18 protein-coding genes are annotated in these 19,934 nt (G+C 50.6%); 12 read left to right on the forward strand and 6 right to left on the reverse strand.

The window, feature by feature from the left end:
• The first annotated feature begins 47 nt into the window (after window positions 1-47).
• Together ACFOLF_RS31575 and ACFOLF_RS31580 are read left to right on the forward strand one after the other, a co-directional pair.
• The gene (locus ACFOLF_RS31575) at window positions 48-1,829 is read left to right on the forward strand and encodes an extracellular solute-binding protein (RefSeq protein ID WP_210039478.1); all 1,782 of its coding nucleotides are present in this window, start codon (window positions 48-50) and stop codon (window positions 1,827-1,829) included.
• A gap of 340 nt (window positions 1,830-2,169) precedes the next feature.
• The gene (locus ACFOLF_RS31580) at window positions 2,170-2,352 is read left to right on the forward strand and encodes a hypothetical protein (RefSeq protein WP_210039477.1); all 183 of its coding nucleotides are present in this window, start codon (window positions 2,170-2,172) and stop codon (window positions 2,350-2,352) included.
• Window positions 2,353-2,507: 155 nt separating this feature from the next.
• On the opposite strand, the gene ACFOLF_RS31585 is transcribed toward ACFOLF_RS31580, so the two are convergent.
• The 6 genes from ACFOLF_RS31585 to ACFOLF_RS31610 form a co-directional block, all read right to left on the reverse strand.
• Window positions 2,508-3,860, reverse strand: coding sequence for a family 4 glycosyl hydrolase (locus ACFOLF_RS31585; RefSeq protein ID WP_210039476.1), 1,353 nt, complete (start codon window positions 3,858-3,860; stop codon window positions 2,508-2,510).
• A gap of 76 nt (window positions 3,861-3,936) precedes the next feature.
• On the reverse strand, window positions 3,937-4,797 hold the full coding sequence (locus ACFOLF_RS31590) for a carbohydrate ABC transporter permease (protein ID WP_210039475.1): 861 nt from the start codon (window positions 4,795-4,797) through the stop codon (window positions 3,937-3,939).
• A 66-nt stretch (window positions 4,798-4,863) separates the two neighbouring features.
• The gene (locus ACFOLF_RS31595; RefSeq protein WP_210039474.1) at window positions 4,864-6,237 is read right to left on the reverse strand and encodes an ABC transporter substrate-binding protein; all 1,374 of its coding nucleotides are present in this window, start codon (window positions 6,235-6,237) and stop codon (window positions 4,864-4,866) included.
• A gap of 16 nt (window positions 6,238-6,253) precedes the next feature.
• The gene (locus tag ACFOLF_RS31600) at window positions 6,254-7,198 is read right to left on the reverse strand and encodes a carbohydrate ABC transporter permease (protein ID WP_379113081.1); all 945 of its coding nucleotides are present in this window, start codon (window positions 7,196-7,198) and stop codon (window positions 6,254-6,256) included.
• A 195-nt stretch (window positions 7,199-7,393) separates the two neighbouring features.
• On the reverse strand, window positions 7,394-8,170 hold the full coding sequence (locus ACFOLF_RS31605; RefSeq protein WP_210039473.1) for a helix-turn-helix transcriptional regulator: 777 nt from the start codon (window positions 8,168-8,170) through the stop codon (window positions 7,394-7,396).
• A 423-nt stretch (window positions 8,171-8,593) separates the two neighbouring features.
• Window positions 8,594-9,397, reverse strand: coding sequence for an IclR family transcriptional regulator (locus ACFOLF_RS31610; protein WP_210039472.1), 804 nt, complete (start codon window positions 9,395-9,397; stop codon window positions 8,594-8,596).
• Window positions 9,398-9,659: 262 nt separating this feature from the next.
• Between ACFOLF_RS31610 and ACFOLF_RS31615 the strand changes: the two genes are divergently transcribed.
• From ACFOLF_RS31615 to ACFOLF_RS31660, 10 genes are all read left to right on the forward strand, one after another.
• Window positions 9,660-10,820 carry a mandelate racemase/muconate lactonizing enzyme family protein gene (locus ACFOLF_RS31615; RefSeq protein ID WP_210039471.1) on the forward strand — a complete coding sequence of 387 codons (1,161 nt, stop codon included), beginning with the start codon at window positions 9,660-9,662 and terminating at the stop codon, window positions 10,818-10,820.
• 60 nt (window positions 10,821-10,880) lie between these two features.
• A complete protein-coding gene (locus tag ACFOLF_RS31620) occupies window positions 10,881-11,873 on the forward strand; it encodes a zinc-dependent alcohol dehydrogenase (protein ID WP_210039470.1) in 993 nt (330 codons plus the stop codon).
• 96 nt (window positions 11,874-11,969) lie between these two features.
• Window positions 11,970-12,740 carry an SDR family NAD(P)-dependent oxidoreductase gene (locus ACFOLF_RS31625; protein ID WP_210039469.1) on the forward strand — a complete coding sequence of 257 codons (771 nt, stop codon included), beginning with the start codon at window positions 11,970-11,972 and terminating at the stop codon, window positions 12,738-12,740.
• Window positions 12,741-12,770: 30 nt separating this feature from the next.
• Window positions 12,771-13,769, forward strand: coding sequence for a sugar phosphate isomerase/epimerase family protein (locus tag ACFOLF_RS31630; RefSeq protein ID WP_210039468.1), 999 nt, complete (start codon window positions 12,771-12,773; stop codon window positions 13,767-13,769).
• A complete protein-coding gene (locus ACFOLF_RS31635; protein ID WP_210039467.1) occupies window positions 13,769-14,578 on the forward strand; it encodes an SDR family NAD(P)-dependent oxidoreductase in 810 nt (269 codons plus the stop codon). Before ACFOLF_RS31630 ends, ACFOLF_RS31635 begins: the two co-directional genes overlap by 1 nt.
• A gap of 61 nt (window positions 14,579-14,639) precedes the next feature.
• The gene (locus tag ACFOLF_RS31640; protein WP_210039466.1) at window positions 14,640-15,986 is read left to right on the forward strand and encodes an ABC transporter substrate-binding protein; all 1,347 of its coding nucleotides are present in this window, start codon (window positions 14,640-14,642) and stop codon (window positions 15,984-15,986) included.
• 122 nt (window positions 15,987-16,108) lie between these two features.
• Entirely contained in the window at window positions 16,109-17,038 is a 930-nt protein-coding gene (locus ACFOLF_RS31645) for a carbohydrate ABC transporter permease (RefSeq protein ID WP_379113085.1), read from the forward strand.
• Window positions 17,039-17,040: 2 nt separating this feature from the next.
• Window positions 17,041-17,880 carry a carbohydrate ABC transporter permease gene (locus ACFOLF_RS31650; RefSeq protein WP_210039465.1) on the forward strand — a complete coding sequence of 280 codons (840 nt, stop codon included), beginning with the start codon at window positions 17,041-17,043 and terminating at the stop codon, window positions 17,878-17,880.
• Between the two features lie 68 nt (window positions 17,881-17,948).
• Complete coding sequence (locus tag ACFOLF_RS31655; protein WP_210039464.1) at window positions 17,949-18,713, forward strand: SDR family NAD(P)-dependent oxidoreductase; 765 nt, start codon at window positions 17,949-17,951, stop codon at window positions 18,711-18,713.
• A gap of 252 nt (window positions 18,714-18,965) precedes the next feature.
• Window positions 18,966-19,775 carry a class I SAM-dependent methyltransferase gene (locus ACFOLF_RS31660; protein WP_210039463.1) on the forward strand — a complete coding sequence of 270 codons (810 nt, stop codon included), beginning with the start codon at window positions 18,966-18,968 and terminating at the stop codon, window positions 19,773-19,775.
• The last annotated feature ends 159 nt before the right edge of the window (window positions 19,776-19,934 follow it).

Here is a 19,934-nt window from a genome sequence, read left to right on the forward strand (position 1 = left end):
TTTATAAGAGCAATTTGAATCGTAAACGAATATTGGGAGGTTAAAGGATGACATGGAAAAACAGACCCATGACGGCAGCCTTGATAGTGTGCCTGGTTGCCGCAATGCTTGCGGGCTGTACGGGCAATCAGCAAAATCAGGAGGAGAACAACACCCCAAAAGCAGATACAGCCACGGATAGCACGGACCCCTTTTCCTTATCGGCCGACAACAAAATGATCGCAGATGCTCTTGCCAAGGTGGAGACGCCTGAATACTTTAAGAACACGCCTACGTACGAGTATACCGTTCAATTTCCGACATCTCCGGAGAAGGAGGGATCGTTTGGCCAGCAATATTTTGAAAAGAAGTTTAACGTCAAGCTCAAATTTGTCCCGCTTGACAGTACGAATCGGAACGAGCAGTTAAATACGATGTTTGCCACCGGCACGATTCCCGACTTCTTATCCTATATCCCATTGTTGAATGTAAGCGAGTACGCCAACCAAGGTCTCCTGGCGGAAGTTCCCATGGATATGATTGAGAAAAATATGCCGAACTATTATCCTCAAATCGAGAAGGCTGATTTATTTCAAAGCGTCCAGATCGATGGTAAAAACATGGCTCTGCCCTTCTACGCAGCCAAAGGCGGAGTACCGCTCACTGCAAACATTCGGGCAGACTGGTTAACGAACGTAGGAATTAATAAGGTCCCGCAAACGTTGGATGAGCTTGAAGAAGCCTTCAAACGATTCAGAAACGATGATCCCGATAAGAACGGCAAGAAGGACACCTATGCGCTTTCGAATGCAAGCACTGAAGACGGCGAAATCTGGTTTCAATCCATCTTCGGCGCCTACGGAACCAATCCGTTCCTCTGGGTTGAGCGTGACGGCAAGCTGCAGTTTGGTTTCACAACTAATGAAACCAAAGAAGCCTTGAAGAGGCTTCATAGCTGGTATGAGATGGAACTGATTTCGCCGGAATTTATTACCGATAACGCAAGAAGCACAGAAGTTGAAGACCTGGCGACCAAATTCTCTGAAGGCAAGATCGGATATATGGATAACCTTGGTTTTGAGGACAGCCAATGGGATAATGACGGCCATATTAACTACAGATGGGTCAAAAATAGTCCGGAGTGGCAAAAGTTCTTTGAGGATAATAAGAACAATCCGGACACTATGTACGCGACTAAGCTGTTCACCGACTTTAATGATCAAGTGCCCCAGCCGATTTATATCAACTTGCCTTCATTAACAGGACCAAACGGAGCCAAAGGTTTTTATCGTTCCGGTTTTCAGGGCAGTCCAATGGTGTTTGGAAAACAAATGGAGAAGGATCCTGAGAAGCTGGCCAAATTACTAAGAATCGTCGATTATATTACAAGCGATGAAGAAGCCTATCTATACCTTAGTTACGGGATTGACGGATTGGAGTGGAAAAGCGACGAGAAGGGACGAAGGCTGCTGAATCCGGATTGGGTCAAGCATGCTTTGTATGATCCCGGTTACAAGAAATTAGGAGATTGGATCTTGAATCCTGTACAGAATACGAATCCGGAATTTTTCAGCGTCATTGGCGGACCGCGCGCAGACCAGCGCTATAAGCTAACCATGGATGTTATCAATACTTTTCCTTCCTATGAAAATAAGTTAGGAATTGTGTTGCCATCTGCGGCCAAATATTCGGAGATTACCGATACCCGGATTAAGGAGTATGTGGTGAAGGCTATAGCCGGCGATATCGATATTGACGGCACATTCAACGATGCCGTGAATCGTTGGTATAAGGATGGAGGAGATCAACTAACCAAAGAAGCAAACGATTGGTTACAGAGCGTCAAATAATTCGTCACGAAAGAGAGTGAATGAGCGCATAAAGGGCAAGCAAACAACAATCAAGCCGCCAAACTTGGCGGATAGGGAATTGGAAAGAATAGGAGATCGTGGTCTGGATCATCATTGCGAGGCGTATTATGGCGATTTCGCAAATGTCCGGCATGACGCAAGGTAAGCGGGAGCTCCCGCATCTGTACGTGGGCACATGTCCGTCATAAGGCGGATGGTACCGAATTCCTCTTGTTCAATACGCACCTGGATCACAAAGGCCGGATGGCGAGAGTAAAAGGGATCGAGCTGATCTGGAGGCGAATCCGCGAAATCCTTTTAATGGAAAAATATTCCATATATGCTGATGAGCGATTTCAATTCAACGCCGGATAAGCTCGTCGTGCAGATCATACGCGGAGAAGTCCCTGCGGCAGACGGCTTGGTAGAGATGAAGGACGTATATGCGGTCATAGACGGCCCAATCGGCACTTCGGCCAACCTCCGATTCTCCGGTAATCTGGAGGGAGGGGTGATCGATTAAATCCAAATAAGGTTAAGGAAAACGTTAGTTCAGTAAAAAAGGTAAAGCTGCCGGTTTATCCTGGCAGCTTTACCTTTTATTCAAGCGGGCGTATCTCGGGGCACCGCGTAACCAGAGAAAGTGAATCTTCATATTGGATAGCCCTTTTGTTTTTATCAGTTCAGGGCGTAACGTTCGGTGATTTTATCCTTCCAGTACCACTCGAGCAGGTCGCCTTCGGCCTCCCACATCTCCTCGAACATCTTGCGGATATTATCCAGGGACAGAATGGAAGCGGCATTGGGATCCAGAGCGAACGCATAGAAGGCCTTCTCCTTATCTTTCTCGAGAATGGACTCAACGGTCAACTGCACGCAAGTACCGTTAGCATGATTGAAACCAGCCAGATGGGTGGGCAGGTCGCCAACAACGGACGCGTTGATGCCATGTCTGTCCGCAAAGCATGGAACCTCAACACACAGCTTGCCGGGCAGGTTGGTAATCAGGCCCTTGTTCATCACATTGCCAATGAAGCGGAAAGGGCGATCGGTTACGATACCCTCCATAATGCCCGAGGTGTACTCATTGGACATACGCAAATCGCCGGACAGCTGGTGCTCGCTATCCATGCTATCCTTGAGCCACTCGCGGGCTTTTTCGCCAAGTGAATCCCGGACAGGATCTCTGGGCTTGAGGAAGTACTGCTTCATCAGATCCGCATTGCGGCGGAAATATGGCAAATACTCGGAATCATGATGGTTGCTCTCTGTCGGGAAGTAACCGAACTTGCGCATGATTTCGACACGTACGGCTTCCTTCTTCAGGAAATCCCTCTGCTCATCCGTTTGAGGATTATCCAGCATGTCGCGCAGCATAGGATACAGATCCTCACCGGTGTCAGTTCGCTGATACTCCAGGAACCAGGCAAGATGGTTAATCCCGGCGACCTTGTAAGTGACATCCTCATCCTTCAATCCGATGAATTTGGTGATTACGCTGCTCGTATGCTGCACGCCGTGGCAGATGCCCACATTCTTAATGCTGCTGGCCGTGGAATGCAGCATCGTAAGCCCTGCCATCGGGTTGGTATGGTTAAGCAGGTAGGCATCAGGGCAGTACTGTTCCATCTCGCGGCAAATTTGCAGCTGAACAGGGGCGGTACGCATCAGACGGAATGCTGCACCGACTGAGTAGGTATCGGCAACCGTTTGTTCAATGCCATATTTGCGGGGTATCTCTACCTCTATGTTATAGGGGAAGCCATAATAAGCTCCGCCGCCAACTGAAACAGAGGTGATGACAAAATCAGCGCCGGGCAGCAGCTTGGTCCGATCTGTGCTGCTCTCAAGCTTAGTGGGCAAGTTATACTTATCAATCGTGTTCTGAATATAAGCGGTAACTTTCTTCAGGCGCTCCTCGTGCAGGTCGCACAAACAAATAGTAGCCTCCCTTAGAGACTCTCTGGACATGATGTCAATGCTCAGTCTGCTGCCAAAGCCGCTGCCGGCTCCGATAATAACGATTTTCATACTAACCCTTCCTTTCGCTTGCGAATGTGAGCAGGTCTTTTATATCTCTATACAAGCTATGATTCACATCAATCGCTTATCCCTTGATTCCCGTAGTCGATACGCCCTGGATGAAGGTCTTCTGTGCAAAGAAGAACAGAATGATAATAGGCAGGGCAGCAACCGTGGAAGCAGCCATAAGCATGCCCCACCGCGTTCCATATTGACCGATGAACTGCTGCAGACCAAGCGAGACGGTGTACATGGAATCGTCATTCAAATAAATGAGCGGACCGAGAAAATCATTCCAGGTGTTCATGAATGTGAATAATGCAACCGTGGCAAGGGCAGGTCTTGCGAGCGGGAGTATCACCTGCCAGAAGATGCGGAACTCGGAGCAGCCGTCGATCTTCGCCGCTTCCGTCAGCTCATGCGGTATGGTGAGGAAGAACTGGCGAAGCAGGAAGATAAAGAACGCTCCCCCGAAGAAAGAGGGGATAATCAGCGGGTTGAAGGTTCCGACCCATCCGATCTGCTTGAACAGAACGAATAAAGGAATCATGGTGACCTGGTACGGAAGCATCATTGTGCTAAGCATGATGATGAACAGAAGATTCCGTCCCGGCCATTGTATTCTGGAGAAGCCATATGCCACCAGAGCGGAGGACAGGCACGTACCCACCACACACCAGAAGCATATGATCAGCGTGTTCTTGACATAAGAGCCGAATGGAACAAAGGTCAGCGCTTCCGGGAAGTTCGACCATATGAACGGTTCGGGAATCCACTCGGGGGGCCATTTGAATATCTGTGCTTCGGGTTTAAGGGCTGTTGAGAGCATCCATATGAAAGGAAACAGAAAGGATAAGCCAAGCAGTATGAGAATGATGTGACCTATTCCTTGTCTGAGCATTTCCTGTTTTTTTCGGGTTGACGTCCGATTACCGATCGCAGCCATCCGGTTCTCCCCTTTCCTGGTGAAGGGAAGGAAGAGACGCGTGCCCTTCCTTCCACCCGTTATCAGTTATTTTGTATTTTTGGAAATTTCATTTTCAATTTCCTTTTGCAGATCTTCAAGCGCCTTCTTGGGGTCCTTCTTCCCGGTCATGACATCCTCTTCAGCTTTGACCGCGCGGTCCCAATAGTACTGCTGGTCCGGAATTAACGGCGTTATGACCGCATTCTCACTGCTGAGCAAATCGACAAACGACCGTCTTGCCGGAATCTCATTCAGATAATCCTGATACGGCTGCTGCTCGGTGATCTTCGGCGACGCGGGAATCCATCCGCCTTTGCTCAGCATGGAGGCTGCCCACTCTTCGTTATGATAACCGGTCAGCCACAGGATGAATTCCCACGCTTCCTTGGGATGTTTGGCTTTTGCAGGAATGATATTGTAGTTGCCGTTGACCCAGGTTGCGTTTGGCTTCCCGTTCTCGACTGGATAAGGGAGCGGTGTGACCCCATATTTCAGGTCAGGCGCATATTTCTGAAGATCGACCAGCCTCCACATTCCGTCGACGGCGAATACCTGCTTGCCGCTGAGGAATGGCCATGCAGCATTCACGTTGGAGGTATTGCTTTTATTAAAAGCGGCCACCTTGGTGGGATCGAATTTCTCCGCATAGGATTGAAACCATTCCAGCGCAGCCAGGTTGTTCGGATCGGTCGCAGTTGGATTTCCTTCGGCATCCGCCCAGCTTCCGCCAAATGGCGCGGTCCATTGCGTCAGCCAGCTCGGCATGAATCCGACCCGCTGAATAAAGCCGCGATCATCCGTTTTCCACAGCTTATCCTGCATCGCATCCAGCTCTTGGACAGTTAACGGCGGCTTCTCCGGATCGAAGCCCTCTGCTTCCAGCACATCCTTGTTATACAACATGGCAAAGGTGTTCATGGAGAAAGGAACGGCATACATTTCGCCATTATAGGTACCGATCTCGCGGACGATGGGATACATCCAATCCCCCAGATCGGGAGCCGAGCCGTCGATGTAATCCTTGAGGGACAGGATCGCGCCCTTCTCCGCCCAGGAAGGGATAATCTGATTCCATTGCGTCATGACATCCGGCGGATCCCCACCCGCCTGCGCGGTCAGGAATTTGGCATTCGCATCGCCGGTAATCGACAGTGCATTGACTTTGATATTGGGGTGGGTTTCGTTAAACTCCGCCACGAGGCTGTCGATCAGCTTTTTCCAATCACTTGTCCACATATGCCAATACGTTACTTCTACTACTTTACCGTCCGCCGAAGAATTAGCAGGCTCCTCATTGGCTGAAGCATCGTCGGTTTCACTTGTGCCGGCGGGAGTAGAAGAAGAGGAGCATGCGACAACGCTGATAGCAAGCAAGACGGCAAACAGCGGCAATACCCAGGATCTGATTCGGACTTTCATATACACACCTCCAAATTTATTTGTCGCCGCCATAGAACACCCAGCGGGCTGAACTTTTGAAGACGATCAATGTTGCGGCCATGATCAGCAGGAACAGAATCCATGCCATGGCCGATGCATATCCCATATGAAAGTAGGAGAATGCATTATTGTAGAGGTAGAGAGAATAGAACAGGGTTGAATCGTTGGGACCGCCCGACGTCACAATATAGGCCTGCGTAAAATATTGAAAAGATCCGATCAGGCCCATGATGAGATTGAAGAAAATGACGGGAGTCAGCATCGGCAAGGTGATATACACAATTTTGTGCCACCATACGGCTCCGTCCAGCTCGGCCGATTCATACATTTCCTGCGGTATATCCTGAAGACCAGCCAGATAAATGATCATGGCACCGCCGATTCCCCACAGGCCCATCACGATAAGCGCTGGCTTGGACCAAGCCGGATCAACAAGCCACCCCGGCCCTCGAATGCCTATGGCTTCAAGCATGCTGTTGATCAATCCGAACTGGGGATCGAACAGCCAGAGCCATAGAATCGAGGAAGCTACCAGCGGAACGATGCTCGGAAGATAGAAGATGGTACGATAGAATGCCATTCCCCTAATCTTCAAGTTCAGCAGGAGCGCGAGTGCAACACCGATCACAATGCTCAGCGGGACCGAAAATACCGTATAAAATAAGGTGTTGTAGATCGATGTCCAGAATATCGGATCCTTCATCAGCTGAACATAATTCTGAATTCCGGTCCAGTCTGGCGCCGCAACCACATCATAGGTGGTGAAGCTGTAGTACAGTGACAAGACAAAGGGAACCATCGTAAGTGCAATGAATCCAATCACCCAGGGCGAGACGAACAGCATTCCGTTTACGACATTTCGCTTGGTTACTTTAGTCATTTTTTTCCTTGACGATTCACTTGGAACGGGCTGACCAATCTGTGCAGGTGAAGTCGACAAATAAACACCCCCCATGCTTGATAAAAACGTATGGTGAAACGGGTCGAAACTTGGTGATCATTCTCAGCTTTTCCGCGGATACGTTGAGTTTTAAGCGCTTACAGGCCTCAGGAATGATTATATATATATCGCCAATTGAAGTATTTACAAAAAAAAATAAACCTTTTATAAAAAACACAACATTCCAAAATTCCCTTATTTTTCTTTACGATAAGTGGAAGGAGACTTGCCTTCAATATTCTGAAACCATGCAGAGAAGGCGTGGATGCTGGGGAACCCAACCTGCTGGCCTATTTGTTGAATTGATTTGGAGGAGGACTCCAGCAGGAGCTTGGCTTGGGACATGCGGTATGCTTGGAGATATTGTTTCGGGGACTGGCCAAACTTCTTTTTAAACCCGGATCGAAAACCATTCTCGGACATATTCGCCATCTTCGCAAGCTCCGAAATACGGATGTCCTTATCATAATTATTGTGGACATAATCCGCGGCGCTTTGCAAAGAGCCCTTGTCTTGAACGTTCTCGATGGAATCGTTAATGAACAGCAGCAATAATTCGATCCATAGCTTGATCACCCGCTCGCTGCAGTTCAAGGATTGCACGACCACGACCGAATTGATCCAGTTGTTGAATAACGCTTCATAACGTTCCAGCTTGATATAGCTCAGGGAATACAAAAAAGAGTTTCGGGTCATGCGAAAAAAGATGGCTTGAAGTTCAGCGGGCAAATTCTGAATCTGCAGCACGGCGAAACGGATGGAAGTGGAGGAAGTAAAGTTATGGGGGACGTTTGGCGGAATAAGAATGATATCGCCTTCATGAATCGGATACGCCTGGTCATCATTGTGCATGAAGAAGGTACCGGAGCCAAATACAACGACAGATATTTCAAAATGCGGATGTTCATGAAATCCCATCACCCATCCGGATATATGAGTCTTGAGTGCGGAGTATAGACATGATTTATCCATAAAAATACCTCCTCTTCTAATAGATTTCCTGGAATCCCGGGCAGCGGACCCTTTAGTCAGGCGGCGAATATTGCAAGACTTAACCCCCCCCTCTGTCATCAAATAGCCATTTGACCAATTGGCTTACCTACTTTTTTATACCTTTATTGAATTTTTGTCTATGCGAGCAGCGGCTCTCTGAATGGGTTGCTGGGCTTGTACAGCAGGGAGCAAAAAATGTCGGACTGTGACCGCTTCGGTTCATCCCTCCATACACTTTTTAATGCAAAAAATCCCCGCCCAAGGATGAAGGGTGGGGATTTCTTAAGTTAATTCCAGGCGCGAAAATGAGGTCCTGAGAACTATACAAATAGTGATATGAATGCTCCTGGAGACAGGAGCGGTATGTTTAGGTCAAAAGGAGCAGCGAGGACAGGGCAGCTATCAGCCGTTATAACCAAAACGTGCGGAAATCTCCGCGGAAATCTCTCTTATCATGTCTCCGATCTCGTCAACGCGTTCATCAAGCAGGCGCCACTTCGGACAGGCGACGCTGAAGGAAGCGATCGGTTCCTTCAGGTGGTTTAAGATCGGAGCCGCAACACAGCGGACCTCACTTTCGTGCTCGCAATTATCGATCGAATAGCCGCGTGCCCGGATTTGTTCCAAGTCCTCAAGGAGAGCTCCCCGGGAGGTGATGGTCTGGGGGGTAAACGGAATGAGGCCTTCCGTCACGACCGCATCGACGAGCGAAATGGGCGAATAAGCGAGAATCGCTTTGCCAACGCCCGTGCAATAGAGCGGGTTGCGCAGCCCGATTTCGGAGTGCATGCGAATCGTTTTGGACGATTCGACTTTATCGATGTACACCACCCGGAGTCCCTCGCGAACGACTAGGTGGATCGTTTCGCCAACCCGGTCGGCGATTTTACGAAGATAAGGGGAGACAATGTCGCGAATGGACATCGATTTCAGGGCCGAGGTGGACAGACGAAGCGCATAGATCCCGATCCGATAAAGCTCCGAGTACGGATCCTGCTCGACGAGCCCGTACTGCTGAAAGGCGGCCAAATGCTTGCAAACGCTGCTTGGGCTTTCCCCGGATTTCTGTGAAATTTTACTGACGGAAGCGCCTTGGGGATTATTATCGCATAAATCAGCTAACGCCTGCAGCACGTGGAGCGCTTTGAGCACCGTAGAGGAAGCGACCTTGTCCTTTGAAGGTTTTGTCTGAATTCGGCGTGTCATGATGTTTCCCCTTCCTGATTCGAAATTTCATTTCCGATTTAGTTGTCGTGTTATCAAGAATACAGCATGAAGAGTCAACGTGAGAATGGAGATGCTGCGGCAGCTTCGAAAACAATAGAGTATATAGTTATTTTATAGCTCAGCACGAGATTCAGTCAATCTGCACAAAAACAATTGACAGACTATTTACTCTTCACATACACTATAGCCATAAAATTAGAAACATTGTTTCTAATATAGAAATGAAGTGAGGTGATCATGAGTGATTATTTCCGATGTGGAAACGTTTATCGTGGGCAATCCCTGGAAGAACTGGCTTTTCGTCAAGCTGCATACGAAAGAGGGAGTGTACGGCATCGGCGAAGGAACGCTGAATGGCTTTGCGAAGACGGTCGAGGCGGCCATCCATGAACTGAAGCATCTGTTCATCGGCAGAAGTGCCTTCGATGTGGAGACAATCTCCTTGAAAATGCTGCGGGATGTTTATTCGAACGGAGGACAGATTCAAGGATCGGCTCTGGCTGCGGTTGAAACCGCTTGCTGGGATATCATCGGCAAGGCTTCCGGCCAGCCCCTCTACAAGCTGCTTGGCGGTCAATGCCACGATAAGCTTCGCTGTTATGCGAATGGTTGGTACCGCGGCCCGAGGACCCCGGACAACTTTTACGAAAAAGCCAAGGTCGTTGTTGAAAGGGGTTACACGGCGCTGAAATTCGATCCGTTCGGCAGTGCCTGGAGAACCGTGGAGAAAAAGGATTTCAACCTCGCTCTTGACATCATCGAAGCTGTCCGCGACGCAGTCGGCCCGGACACGGATATCCTGATCGAAGGCCATAACCGCTTCAGCGTCCATACAGCACTGCAGTTCGCCGAAGCCATGCGCTCTTTCAATCCGACCTGGTTCGAAGCGCCCGTGCCTCCGCAGAACATCTCCTCCATGGTGGAAGTGGCCAGGAGAAGCCCCGTGCCGATCGCCTGCGGAGAGGATTACTACTGCAGAGAACAGTTTGCAGAACTGCTCAAACACGACGCCGTGCATATCATTCAGCTTGAACCGCAGTTTCTCGGGATCTCGGCATCCAAGCAAATTTGCGGTATGGTTCACGCCCATAACGGCGTCATTGCGCCGCACAGCGCGCAAGGGCCGCTCTGTTCCGTCGTATGCGCGCATTTGAATATGGCGACGCCGAACTTCTATCTTCATGAAATTTTTGACGAGTTTAACGAGCCCTGGGAGGAATTCGTCCTTGAGCCGGCTTGCAGGGTTGAACGAGGTTATATCAAACCTCCGGAGCTGCCAGGTCTCGGCGTTGATTTAAACCTGGAAGAGATCGCGAAGCATCCGTACCATCCCGGTCATTATCTCCCGCTATTCAAGCAGGGCTGGGAGAAGAGAGCGCTGGTGGATGAAAGAAGCCAATGAAGATAATAAGCAATGCTTACGAAGCAGCGTTTCCTTCGAAAACGCTTTAGGAGGTACGGCATGAAAGCACTGATATATGAGGGACCGAAGCAGATGACTGTCCGCGAAGCGGCGGTTCCCGAACCGCGTGAAGACGAGGTGCTTATCCGGGTCGCGCGCGCAGGTATCTGCGGATCCGAATTGAGCGGCTATTTGGGACATAATTCCTTGCGCAAGCCCCCTCTTATTATGGGTCATGAATTCTCCGGGACAGTTGAGCGAATTGGCAGCGGCGTAAGTCTTGTCAATGTGGGCGACCGGATTACCGCCAATCCGCTTGTCACATGCGGCAGGTGCTTCGCATGCACGGCGGGCGCGGCGCAGTTATGCATGGAGCGGAAGCTGCTCGGCGCTCACCTTCCTGGCGCGTTTGCCGAGTTCGTCGTCGTGCCGGAGCGAAATGTCCATTTGCTGGAGCCTCATGTATCGTTTGATGAAGGCGCCTACACCGAGCCCTTTGCATGCGCGGTCCACATTTGCAATCTGATTAAGCTGTATCCCAGCGACAGGCTGCTGATCATGGGCGCAGGTCCGATCGGGCTTCTTGCGCTGCAAGCCGCCCGAATCTTCGGTTTGCAGGATATTACGGTCATTGACCTCAATGAAGAGCGCCTGGAGATCGCGAGGGAGCTTGGCGCCTTAACGGCGACCCGAATAGATGCCAGAAGGGGGATCAACGACTTTGATGCTGCGGTAGATGCGGTCGGTCTGCAGATTACCCGGAACGGATGCATAAGCGCGGTTAAACCCGGCGGCAGTGTAGTCTTTACAGGCTTGCACGAGGATAAAAGCCAGCTGCCGGTCAATGAGATGATCCGTGACGAAATCAGGACTTACGGCGCTTTCGCCTATAATCAGGCCGATTTTAAAGATGCGCTGCAGTGGATCGCCCAGGGAAAAGTACGGCTGAGCCCATGGACCAGTCTGGCGACGCTTGAGGAGGGAGGCGTTTGCTTCGAGAAGCTGATTTACGGCCCGGGCAAAACGGCAAAAATTTTGCTTGCACCCGGCTGATGTTAACGGCTGGAGAAGGAAAGGACGAAGCGAGGTTCATAATAACTGTACACGCCTGCATAAACCGGGAATCTGCTATGAATGGAGGAATATAAATTGGGTTATTCAGACCTATTCAATTTGGACCGCAGGGTTGCGCTGATCACCGGAGGAACTGGTGGATTGGGCCTTGTGATGGCGCAGGCGCTTTCTGAAGCAGGGGCGGCCGTCGTCATAACGAGCCGCACGGAGGAGAAAGCGGTAGAAGCGGCGGCGAATCTGGCACAGGCAACAGGCAAAGAGACACTCGGACTTGCGGCCGATGTAACGAATGCAGAAGATGTTGAAGCGATGGTGCGATCTGCAACGGATGCTTTCGGGCGGATCGACATTCTGATTAACAATGCGGGAATTAATATTCGAAAGCCGATCGAGGAGTATGACGAGGCAAGCTGGGATTTGGTGCAAAGCACGAATCTGAAGGCGCCGTTCTTGTGCTCCCGGGCGGTGGCCAGGCAAATGAAAGAACAGAAATACGGCAGAATCATCAATATTGCATCCATGCTGGGCGTCGTAGGACTGGCGGAACGAAGCGCTTATTGTTCAAGCAAAGGCGGTGTTATTCAGTTGACCAAGGTACTGGCGCTCGAACTCGCGGCCCATAACGTGACGGTTAACGCGTTATGCCCGGGTCCGATTGCGACGGAGCTCAATACCGCAGTCATAAACAATCCGGAAGCGAACCGCATGTTTTTGGACAATATTGCGATGGGCCGTTGGGGCAAGCCTTCGGAAATCGCGGGCCCGATCCTTTTCCTGGCCTCCGAAGCCTCAAGCTTTATGACCGGATCGGCGCTTACTGTGGACGGAGGCTGGACGGCAAAATAGTTCTTCAATAAAGAAGAAGAGGTGAACAGCATGCGAGTTGGTTTGTCTATGTTCGGCACCACTTATGCGATGGGGCTGCATCCCCGTTCCGGCAGATCGCCCCTTACGCCGGGCCAATTATTGGATCAGGCGGAGAACTGCGGATTGCGGGGCGTGGAGCTGCCGCCGTACCTTCTGGAAGGAGCCGATCTATCCGCGATTGCAAAGAGGGCGCGCAGGAGTGATATGTATATCACGATCGCATCCGGCGGCTATGATCCGAGCAAGCTTTCGGAAATATTCGATTTATCGGTTAAGCTTGGTGCGGCAACGGTTAGAACCGTAGTCGGCGGAGCAAAAATTGGCGGCGACAGAAGGGAAATGGCCGGCAAATGGAAGCCGTTTCTCCAGAACGTATTGAGTGGGCTTGAAGCGGCAACGCGAATGGCCGAGGAGAAAGGGGTCGTGCTTGCTGTCGAGAACCATCAAGACCTTGCCTCCGAAGAATTGATCTGGCTGTGCGAAAGAATCGCCTCACCCCATTTCGGTATTACGCTCGACACCGGCAATCCGCTGGCTACGGCCGAAGTGCCGGTTGATTTTGCCGAGAAGATCCTGCCTTATATCAAGCATGTGCACTTGAAGGACTATAGGTGCTTCCTCAGCAGCGAAGGATACAGGCTCGTTCGGTGCCCGATCGGGCAAGGCGTGTTGGATTTTCCGGCGCTCCTGAATGTGTTCCGGAAATCACCGTTGAACGATCTTACCATGTCTATCGAGATCGGCGCTCTCGAAGCGCGGCATATACGCGTGCTCGCCGACGACTATTGGCCGGAATATCCGCCCCGCTCGGCACATCAGCTGGCCAAGACGATCCAGTATGTTCAATCAAATGCAGAGACGTCACACGCCGAATGGCGGACACCATACGAGCAAGGCGAGCCGGCGGAAGCGATTGCCGCTTATGAGAATGAGGAGCTGCAGGCAAGTCTGGATTATATGTATCAGCTTATTCGGGACCAGAACATTTCGAAGAAGGGGGCTTCTTAATGAATATCAATTTGAGCGGCAAAGTGGCCGTCATAACCGGTGCGGGAAGAGGGATCGGGAAGGAAATAGCATGTACACTCGCCAATGAGGGCGTCATCACCATTTTACTGGATATGAACAGGTCCCTGGTTGAGGTCGCTGCAAAGGAGCTTGCCGATCAAGGATTCCAGGCCTATCCGTACGAGTGCGATGTGCGGGATTATGCCCGCATCGAAGAGGTGATCGAGGATGTGATAAAGCAGCGTGGGCGTATCGACATTCTTGTCAACAATGCGGGAGTTGCAAGCGGGGGACCCATAGATGCACTGAAAATCGAAACCTGGGATCTCAATATGGATATCAACCTGAAAGGCACCTTCCTGATGTGCAAAGCAGTCGCTCCGGTCATGAAGCGGCAGCGATCGGGGAGGATCATCAATGCGGCTTCCTTCGCGGCCATCATCCCTTCCTATGGAAGCGCCGCCTACGCCGCTTCAAAATCGGCGGTTCACCAATTCACGCGCGTGCTGGCAGGGGAGCTGGGTCCCTGGAACATCACGGCGAACTGTTACTCCCCGGGGATGATTCCGACCGATATGAACCATTTTGCCGATTTGCCGCAGGACCGCAAGGAACGTCTTCTGGATACATTAACTCTGCGGTACTGGGGGAAAAAGGAGGATGTCGCTTATTTGATTTGCTTCCTCGCATCCGACTATGCAGGTTACATTACCGGAACGATGATCGATATCAGCGGAGGCAAACTAGCGACCCAAATCCCGAGAGCGGCCTATGAGTTCGCCGCCAAGGATGGCAGCTACGAGTTTTGAGGAGGGCCGGTACATGTTGCAGGAATAGGGCACTTCATTACCTGGAGGAGGTTTTATGAAGATGATCGGACTATACGTACAGCGCGCATTGACGATTTCGCTCATGTTCAGTCTGGTTTTCCTGGCGGCGTGCGGCGGAGGAAATACCGGCTCCGGCACGGAAGAGAATGGCAGCGGGAAGGCGAATGAAGAGGAGAGTGGCGAACAATCGGAAGCAAAGCCCGTCACACTGCGGATCATGTGGGGCGGGTCGCAGGAGCGGCATGACAATACGTTAAAGGTGCTTGACCTCTATTCGCAGAAATTTCCGAATGTGAAGTTTCAACCGGAATATGCTGCCGTCCAAGGTTATTTCGATAAATTGGTAACGCTTTCAGCCGCCAAGAACCTGCCCGATATCGTCCATATGGACATGGCGATCATGGAGCAATACGTCAAACGCGGGCAGTTGATGGATGTCTCGAGTGTCGACCTGTCCGGTCTCGTGGACAGCAAGCTGCTGGATGCGATTAAATTCAACGGAAAGCTGTACGGCATTCCGACCAGCTTGAATGGCGGCGGATACATTTATAATAAAGCCGATGTCGAGAAGTTCGGCCTGACGCCGCCGCATAAGAATTGGACTTGGGATGAATATTTCGAGTTTGCGGAGGAGGCGCGGCAGAAGCTTCCGAAAGACCGGTACGGTATTCAGGATCTCTCCCGGCTATGGTTCCCCTTCCAGACCTACCAGATGGCAAATGGCAAAGGCCCCGTCTTCCCGGGAGACGGCACGGTGCATATTGATAAAGACCTGTGGATGAGCCTGCAGCAGCTGTACGCGAAATACCGCGAAGAAGGAGTCGTTCCGCCGCCCGACAAGACGATCAGCTTTAAAGAAGGCGACCCGCAGCTGGATCCGGTCGCTTCCGGAGCCGTGCTTGTAACAGGAGCCACCGTTGCCTCGGCGGGCGTCGTGGAGAATTTGATGCCCGGGAAAATTGCTGTCGTAAATGATCCCACAGCGGCGCAGGGCGGCGGTTGGTCGCAGCCGACGCTGTTCTGGAGCGTAGCGGAGAATTCCAAAAACAAAGACGAGGCCCTTAAGTTCGCCAAGTGGTTCCTGGAGGATCCGGAAGCGGGCAAAATCATGGAGACGGCAAGGGGCATTCCCTTGAACGAGGAAGTTTGGAAAGCGATCGAGCCCGGACTCGAGCCAGGACAGAAGCTTGGCAAAGAGATGCTGGACGTCGGGCGTGAGATGGGCCAGAAGTTTTATCCGCTCCCGGCTGGCGCGCAGGACTTTGAGAAAGTATATCTATCGGAAATGGAAGCCGTCATGTTCAATAAGCAGACGATTGAGAAGGCTTTCGATAGAATCATGGCCGCCGCGAAGGATGCCGAGGGTAAGATGGCCGAAGTGAATTAAGCAGACACAAGCCTACAGAAGGAACAAATCGGGCCGGACCGGGAGTTTGCAAGTCTTGGTCCCATCCCGAATCTTATCGAGAGCAGGTGATACGCAAATTGAACTCGACAAGGACAAAAAAGTTGGCTTCAGGTCGCTGGTATGCTTTTTTCAAACGGAAGCGGATATCGGACGAAAACAATTTGGCCGGCTTCCTGTACATCTCGCCTTGGCTTGTCGGCTTTCTGCTTCTGACTTTATGGCCGATTATGCAATCCTTCTATCTTTCCTTCACGGACTATCCGCTGCTTCGCGACCCGGAGTGGGTCGGTACGGAAAATTACGGCCGTATATTTGGCGAGGATCCGATCTTTATGAAGTCGCTGGGCGTCACATTTGCATACGTTCTGTTCTCCGTTCCACTGAAATTGTTCTTCTCTCTCATGGTGGCGATTTTGCTTAACCGGGAAATTCGAGGCATCTCGTTCTATCGGACCATGGTATATATCCCCTCGTTAATCGGCGGGAGTGTCGCGGTGGCGGTGCTGTGGAAGAACATGTTCGGCATGGACGGTTACGTCAATCATATGCTGGGATGGTTCGGGATCACAGGAATCGGCTGGGTCTCCAATCCGAATACCGCGCTGGGCACGCTTATTCTGCTCGCGACATGGCAGTTTGGCTCCACCATGATCATTTTCCTGGCCGGCCTAAAACAAATACCGCGGGATTTATATGAATCCTCGGGCGTGGACGGCGCATCGAAGATTCGTCAGTTTTTCCATATTACACTGCCAATGCTGTCGCCGGTTATGTTCTTCAATCTCGTGCTCGGCATTATCGGCTCGTTCCAAATGTTCAACTCGGCGTTCATCATTACGGGCGGCGGACCGGCAAACTCGACCTATACGTATGCGCTCATGCTCTATGACAAAGCGTTCAAAAACTTTGAAATGGGTTACGCATCGGCATTGGCCTGGCTCTTGCTGTTTCTGATCGCTCTCTTGACTGCCGTCAATTTCTACGCCTCGAAATACTGGGTATTCTATGAATCGGAAGGAGGCAGGAAGTAAAAATGACCTTCGCTATCCGACGCGGCTCGCTCCGGTACCATATCATACTGCTCGTGTTTTCCTTCCTGATGATGTATCCGGTATTCTGGTGGGTTGGCGCGTCGCTAAAAACCAATGCCGAGATGCCGCTTCCCACCATCTGGCCTTCCAAGCCGATGTGGGAAAATTTCTATAACGGCTGGACATCATTTCCGTCCTTCACATTTACGAGATTCTTTGGCAATACGCTTTGGCTTGAATTCTGGTGCGTGCTGGGAGCCGCGATCACAACGCCGCTTGTAGCCTACGGGTTCGCGCGGATCAATTTCAAGCTCAAGGGCTTGATGTTCGGCCTGCTGATGATGACCCTCATGCTGCCCGGACAAGTGACCATCGTACCGCAGTATATTATGTATAACAAACTGGAAATGGTAGACTCGTTCCTTCCGCTCATTTTGCCCCACTTTTTCGGCGGAGGCGCGTTTTTCGTTTTCCTGATGGTACAGTTCATCCGCGGAATACCGCGCGAGCTGGATGAATCCGCAAAAATCGACGGCTGCTCGTCCTTGGGCATTTTTCTGAGAATTATACTGCCGCTGGTTAAACCGGCGCTGGTGACCGTTATCGTGTACACGTTTCTGTGGAGCTGGGATGATTTCTTCGGGCAGCTGCTGTATTTGAGCTCAGCGGAGCATTATACGGTCAGCGTGGCGCTGCGGGTTTTCATCGATTCCGAGTATAAAGTTGAGTGGGGTCAGCTGCTCGCCGTCTCGCTCGTATCCGTCATCCCGTCCATCCTCGTGTTTTTCGTCGCTCAGAAACATTTTGTGGAGGGCATTTCGACAACTGGCATAAAAGGTTAATGGTGAGACATAGGTATTGGTTGGACTGACAAGCGGGATCGAAAAAGGGGGAATGCGCTATTCGCCAAATGGATTGGAATTTTGAGGGGAAAACGGTGGTCGTAACAGGCGGCTCGAAGGGAATCGGACGCGCGATCGTGAAACAGTTCGTCCGGTACGGTGCACGAATAGTAATCGCCGATGTGGCTGAAAACGGGGAAGAGGATGCTGCGCAATGGGTGCAAGCAGGCCGCGCAGTCCGGTTTATTCAATGCGACGTTTCCGTTCCGGAGGAGGCGGAGAGCGTTATCCGTAAAGCTGAGCTGGAATTCGGCGGTGTGGACGTACTGGTAAACAATGCGGGAATCTTCCCCAGGGCAGACCTGCTTGGCACCGATGAGGCATTCTGGGATAAGGTGCTCGGCATCAACCTGAAGGGAGCATACCTGATGAGCCAGGCGGCGGTGCCCGGAATGATACAGCGCGGCGGCGGCTGCATGGTCAATATCGGGTCCCTCCACGCCAGGATGGGCGAAGAAACGACGATGGCTTATGCCGTCTCCAAAGGCGGCATCATCACCCTGACACGCAATTTGGCCCGGGCACTGGCCAAGCATCGTATCCGCGTCAATTGCGTCAACCCCGGCTGGGTGATGTCCGATGGGGAGCTTGAGCGCTTGAAAGCCTTGGGCATGGATCAAGAAGAAATCGACAAGCGCGGTGACCGTATGCCGCTTGGAAGGATGCAGACCGGGAAGGATATTGCCGGCGCGGTCGTGTTCATGGCTGGGGATTTGGCAGGTCAGATAACGGGCCAAATCCTGACCGTGGACGGGGGAGCCAGCCTTCGGTGAGAAGCGTAAGCATGGGGTTTGCACATCCGTGTCAACTATTCCGGCATCCCGATAAAACAGATCTGGGCTAAAAAATAACTATATGGAATGGCTTTAATTTCGCTAGCTGACAACATAATGGAGGAGCTTGCCCAGAGCAGCTCCTCTTTTTTAGTCTAATGATGTAACGAGCAGCATGGTTTGAGTTAAATAAATTTCTGCATATGAATATATGATAAAATCTATTTGATAATGATTTTAGGAGGTGTCGTAATGAAAGATGATGTCTATTTATATAATCACGCCCGCTGGGAAGCTTTGGCTGAAGCCAATGCCTTATTCACGCGACCAAAGCTAGATCTTGATAAAAAGACAGCCCGTGATTATTTGGGATTGGATAGGCTGGGAGTTGATGGGGATTTATCCGGAAAGACGGTTCTTTGTCTGGCAAGTGGTGGAGGACAACAGTCAGCAGCATTTGCCTTGCTGGGCGCTTTGGTCTCGGTTTTTGACATTTCCCCATCCCAATTGGAACGTGATAAAGCTGCAGCTGAACATTATGGGGTCAGAATTGATTTATATCAAGGCGATATGCGGGATTTATCCTGTTTCGACGCTGATTCATTTGATATAGTCTGGCATCCGTATTCTCTTACGTTTGTTCCGGATTCACGGGTTGTATTTCATGAAGTATCCCGTGTTCTCAAAGCGGGCGGACTCTATCATCTGATGTGCGCTAATCCTTTTTTCTCAGGAGTAACCCACAAGGATTGGAATGGAGATGGTTACACATTAAAACATCCATACGAAGATGAAGCAGTGACTTCTTATCCAGATCAAGAGTGGGTGTATGATCAATCCAAGTCTCCTGTTAAAATACAAGAACCGAGAGAATACAGGCAAACATTAAGCAGAGTGATGAATGGATTAATTAAAGAGGGGTTTCTTCTTGCTTACTTCTCCGAGATTAAAAGCAACGATACTGAGTCATTGCCTGGCAGTTGGGGACATTTTGCAAATATAGCACCGCCTTGGATTGAGTTTATTTGGTATAATTATCCAAATATATTAAAGCAGATATAAAAATTTACACAGAGTGTCAATCCCGACGATCAGATGCTGAGCCTTAATGAGTTGATTTTGTTTGTCTGCGATTTAAACTTCATGGGAGGAATGGATTTGAGGACGGATATAAGTAATGGGATGCATGATGAAAATATCAGCTAGTTATTTCAATTTATG

The organism is Paenibacillus sepulcri, from assembly GCF_042647105.1.
GTDB lineage: Bacteria > Bacillota > Bacilli > Paenibacillales > Paenibacillaceae > Paenibacillus_Z > Paenibacillus_Z sepulcri.

Bases quoted from the DNA above. Each gene is read 5' to 3' on its own strand.
- ACFOLF_RS31585 (WP_210039476.1), bottom strand. From the start codon at position 3,860: ATGAAAATCGTTATTATCGGAGCCGGCAGCGGCTTTGGCAGCAGACTG.
- ACFOLF_RS31610 (WP_210039472.1), bottom strand. From the start codon at position 9,397: ATGACACGCCGAATTCAGACAAAACCTTCAAAGGACAAGGTCGCTTCC.
- ACFOLF_RS31575 (WP_210039478.1), top strand. From the start codon at position 48: ATGACATGGAAAAACAGACCCATGACGGCAGCCTTGATAGTGTGCCTG.
- ACFOLF_RS31635 (WP_210039467.1), top strand. From the start codon at position 13,769: ATGAATATCAATTTGAGCGGCAAAGTGGCCGTCATAACCGGTGCGGGA.
- ACFOLF_RS31605 (WP_210039473.1), bottom strand. From the start codon at position 8,170: ATGGATAAATCATGTCTATACTCCGCACTCAAGACTCATATATCCGGA.
- ACFOLF_RS31620 (WP_210039470.1), top strand. From the start codon at position 10,881: ATGAAAGCACTGATATATGAGGGACCGAAGCAGATGACTGTCCGCGAA.
- ACFOLF_RS31580 (WP_210039477.1), top strand. From the start codon at position 2,170: ATGCTGATGAGCGATTTCAATTCAACGCCGGATAAGCTCGTCGTGCAG.
- ACFOLF_RS31590 (WP_210039475.1), bottom strand. From the start codon at position 4,797: ATGGCTGCGATCGGTAATCGGACGTCAACCCGAAAAAAACAGGAAATG.
- ACFOLF_RS31655 (WP_210039464.1), top strand. From the start codon at position 17,949: ATGGATTGGAATTTTGAGGGGAAAACGGTGGTCGTAACAGGCGGCTCG.
- ACFOLF_RS31595 (WP_210039474.1), bottom strand. From the start codon at position 6,237: ATGAAAGTCCGAATCAGATCCTGGGTATTGCCGCTGTTTGCCGTCTTG.
- ACFOLF_RS31660 (WP_210039463.1), top strand. From the start codon at position 18,966: ATGAAAGATGATGTCTATTTATATAATCACGCCCGCTGGGAAGCTTTG.
- ACFOLF_RS31650 (WP_210039465.1), top strand. From the start codon at position 17,041: ATGACCTTCGCTATCCGACGCGGCTCGCTCCGGTACCATATCATACTG.
- ACFOLF_RS31630 (WP_210039468.1), top strand. From the start codon at position 12,771: ATGCGAGTTGGTTTGTCTATGTTCGGCACCACTTATGCGATGGGGCTG.
- ACFOLF_RS31640 (WP_210039466.1), top strand. From the start codon at position 14,640: ATGATCGGACTATACGTACAGCGCGCATTGACGATTTCGCTCATGTTC.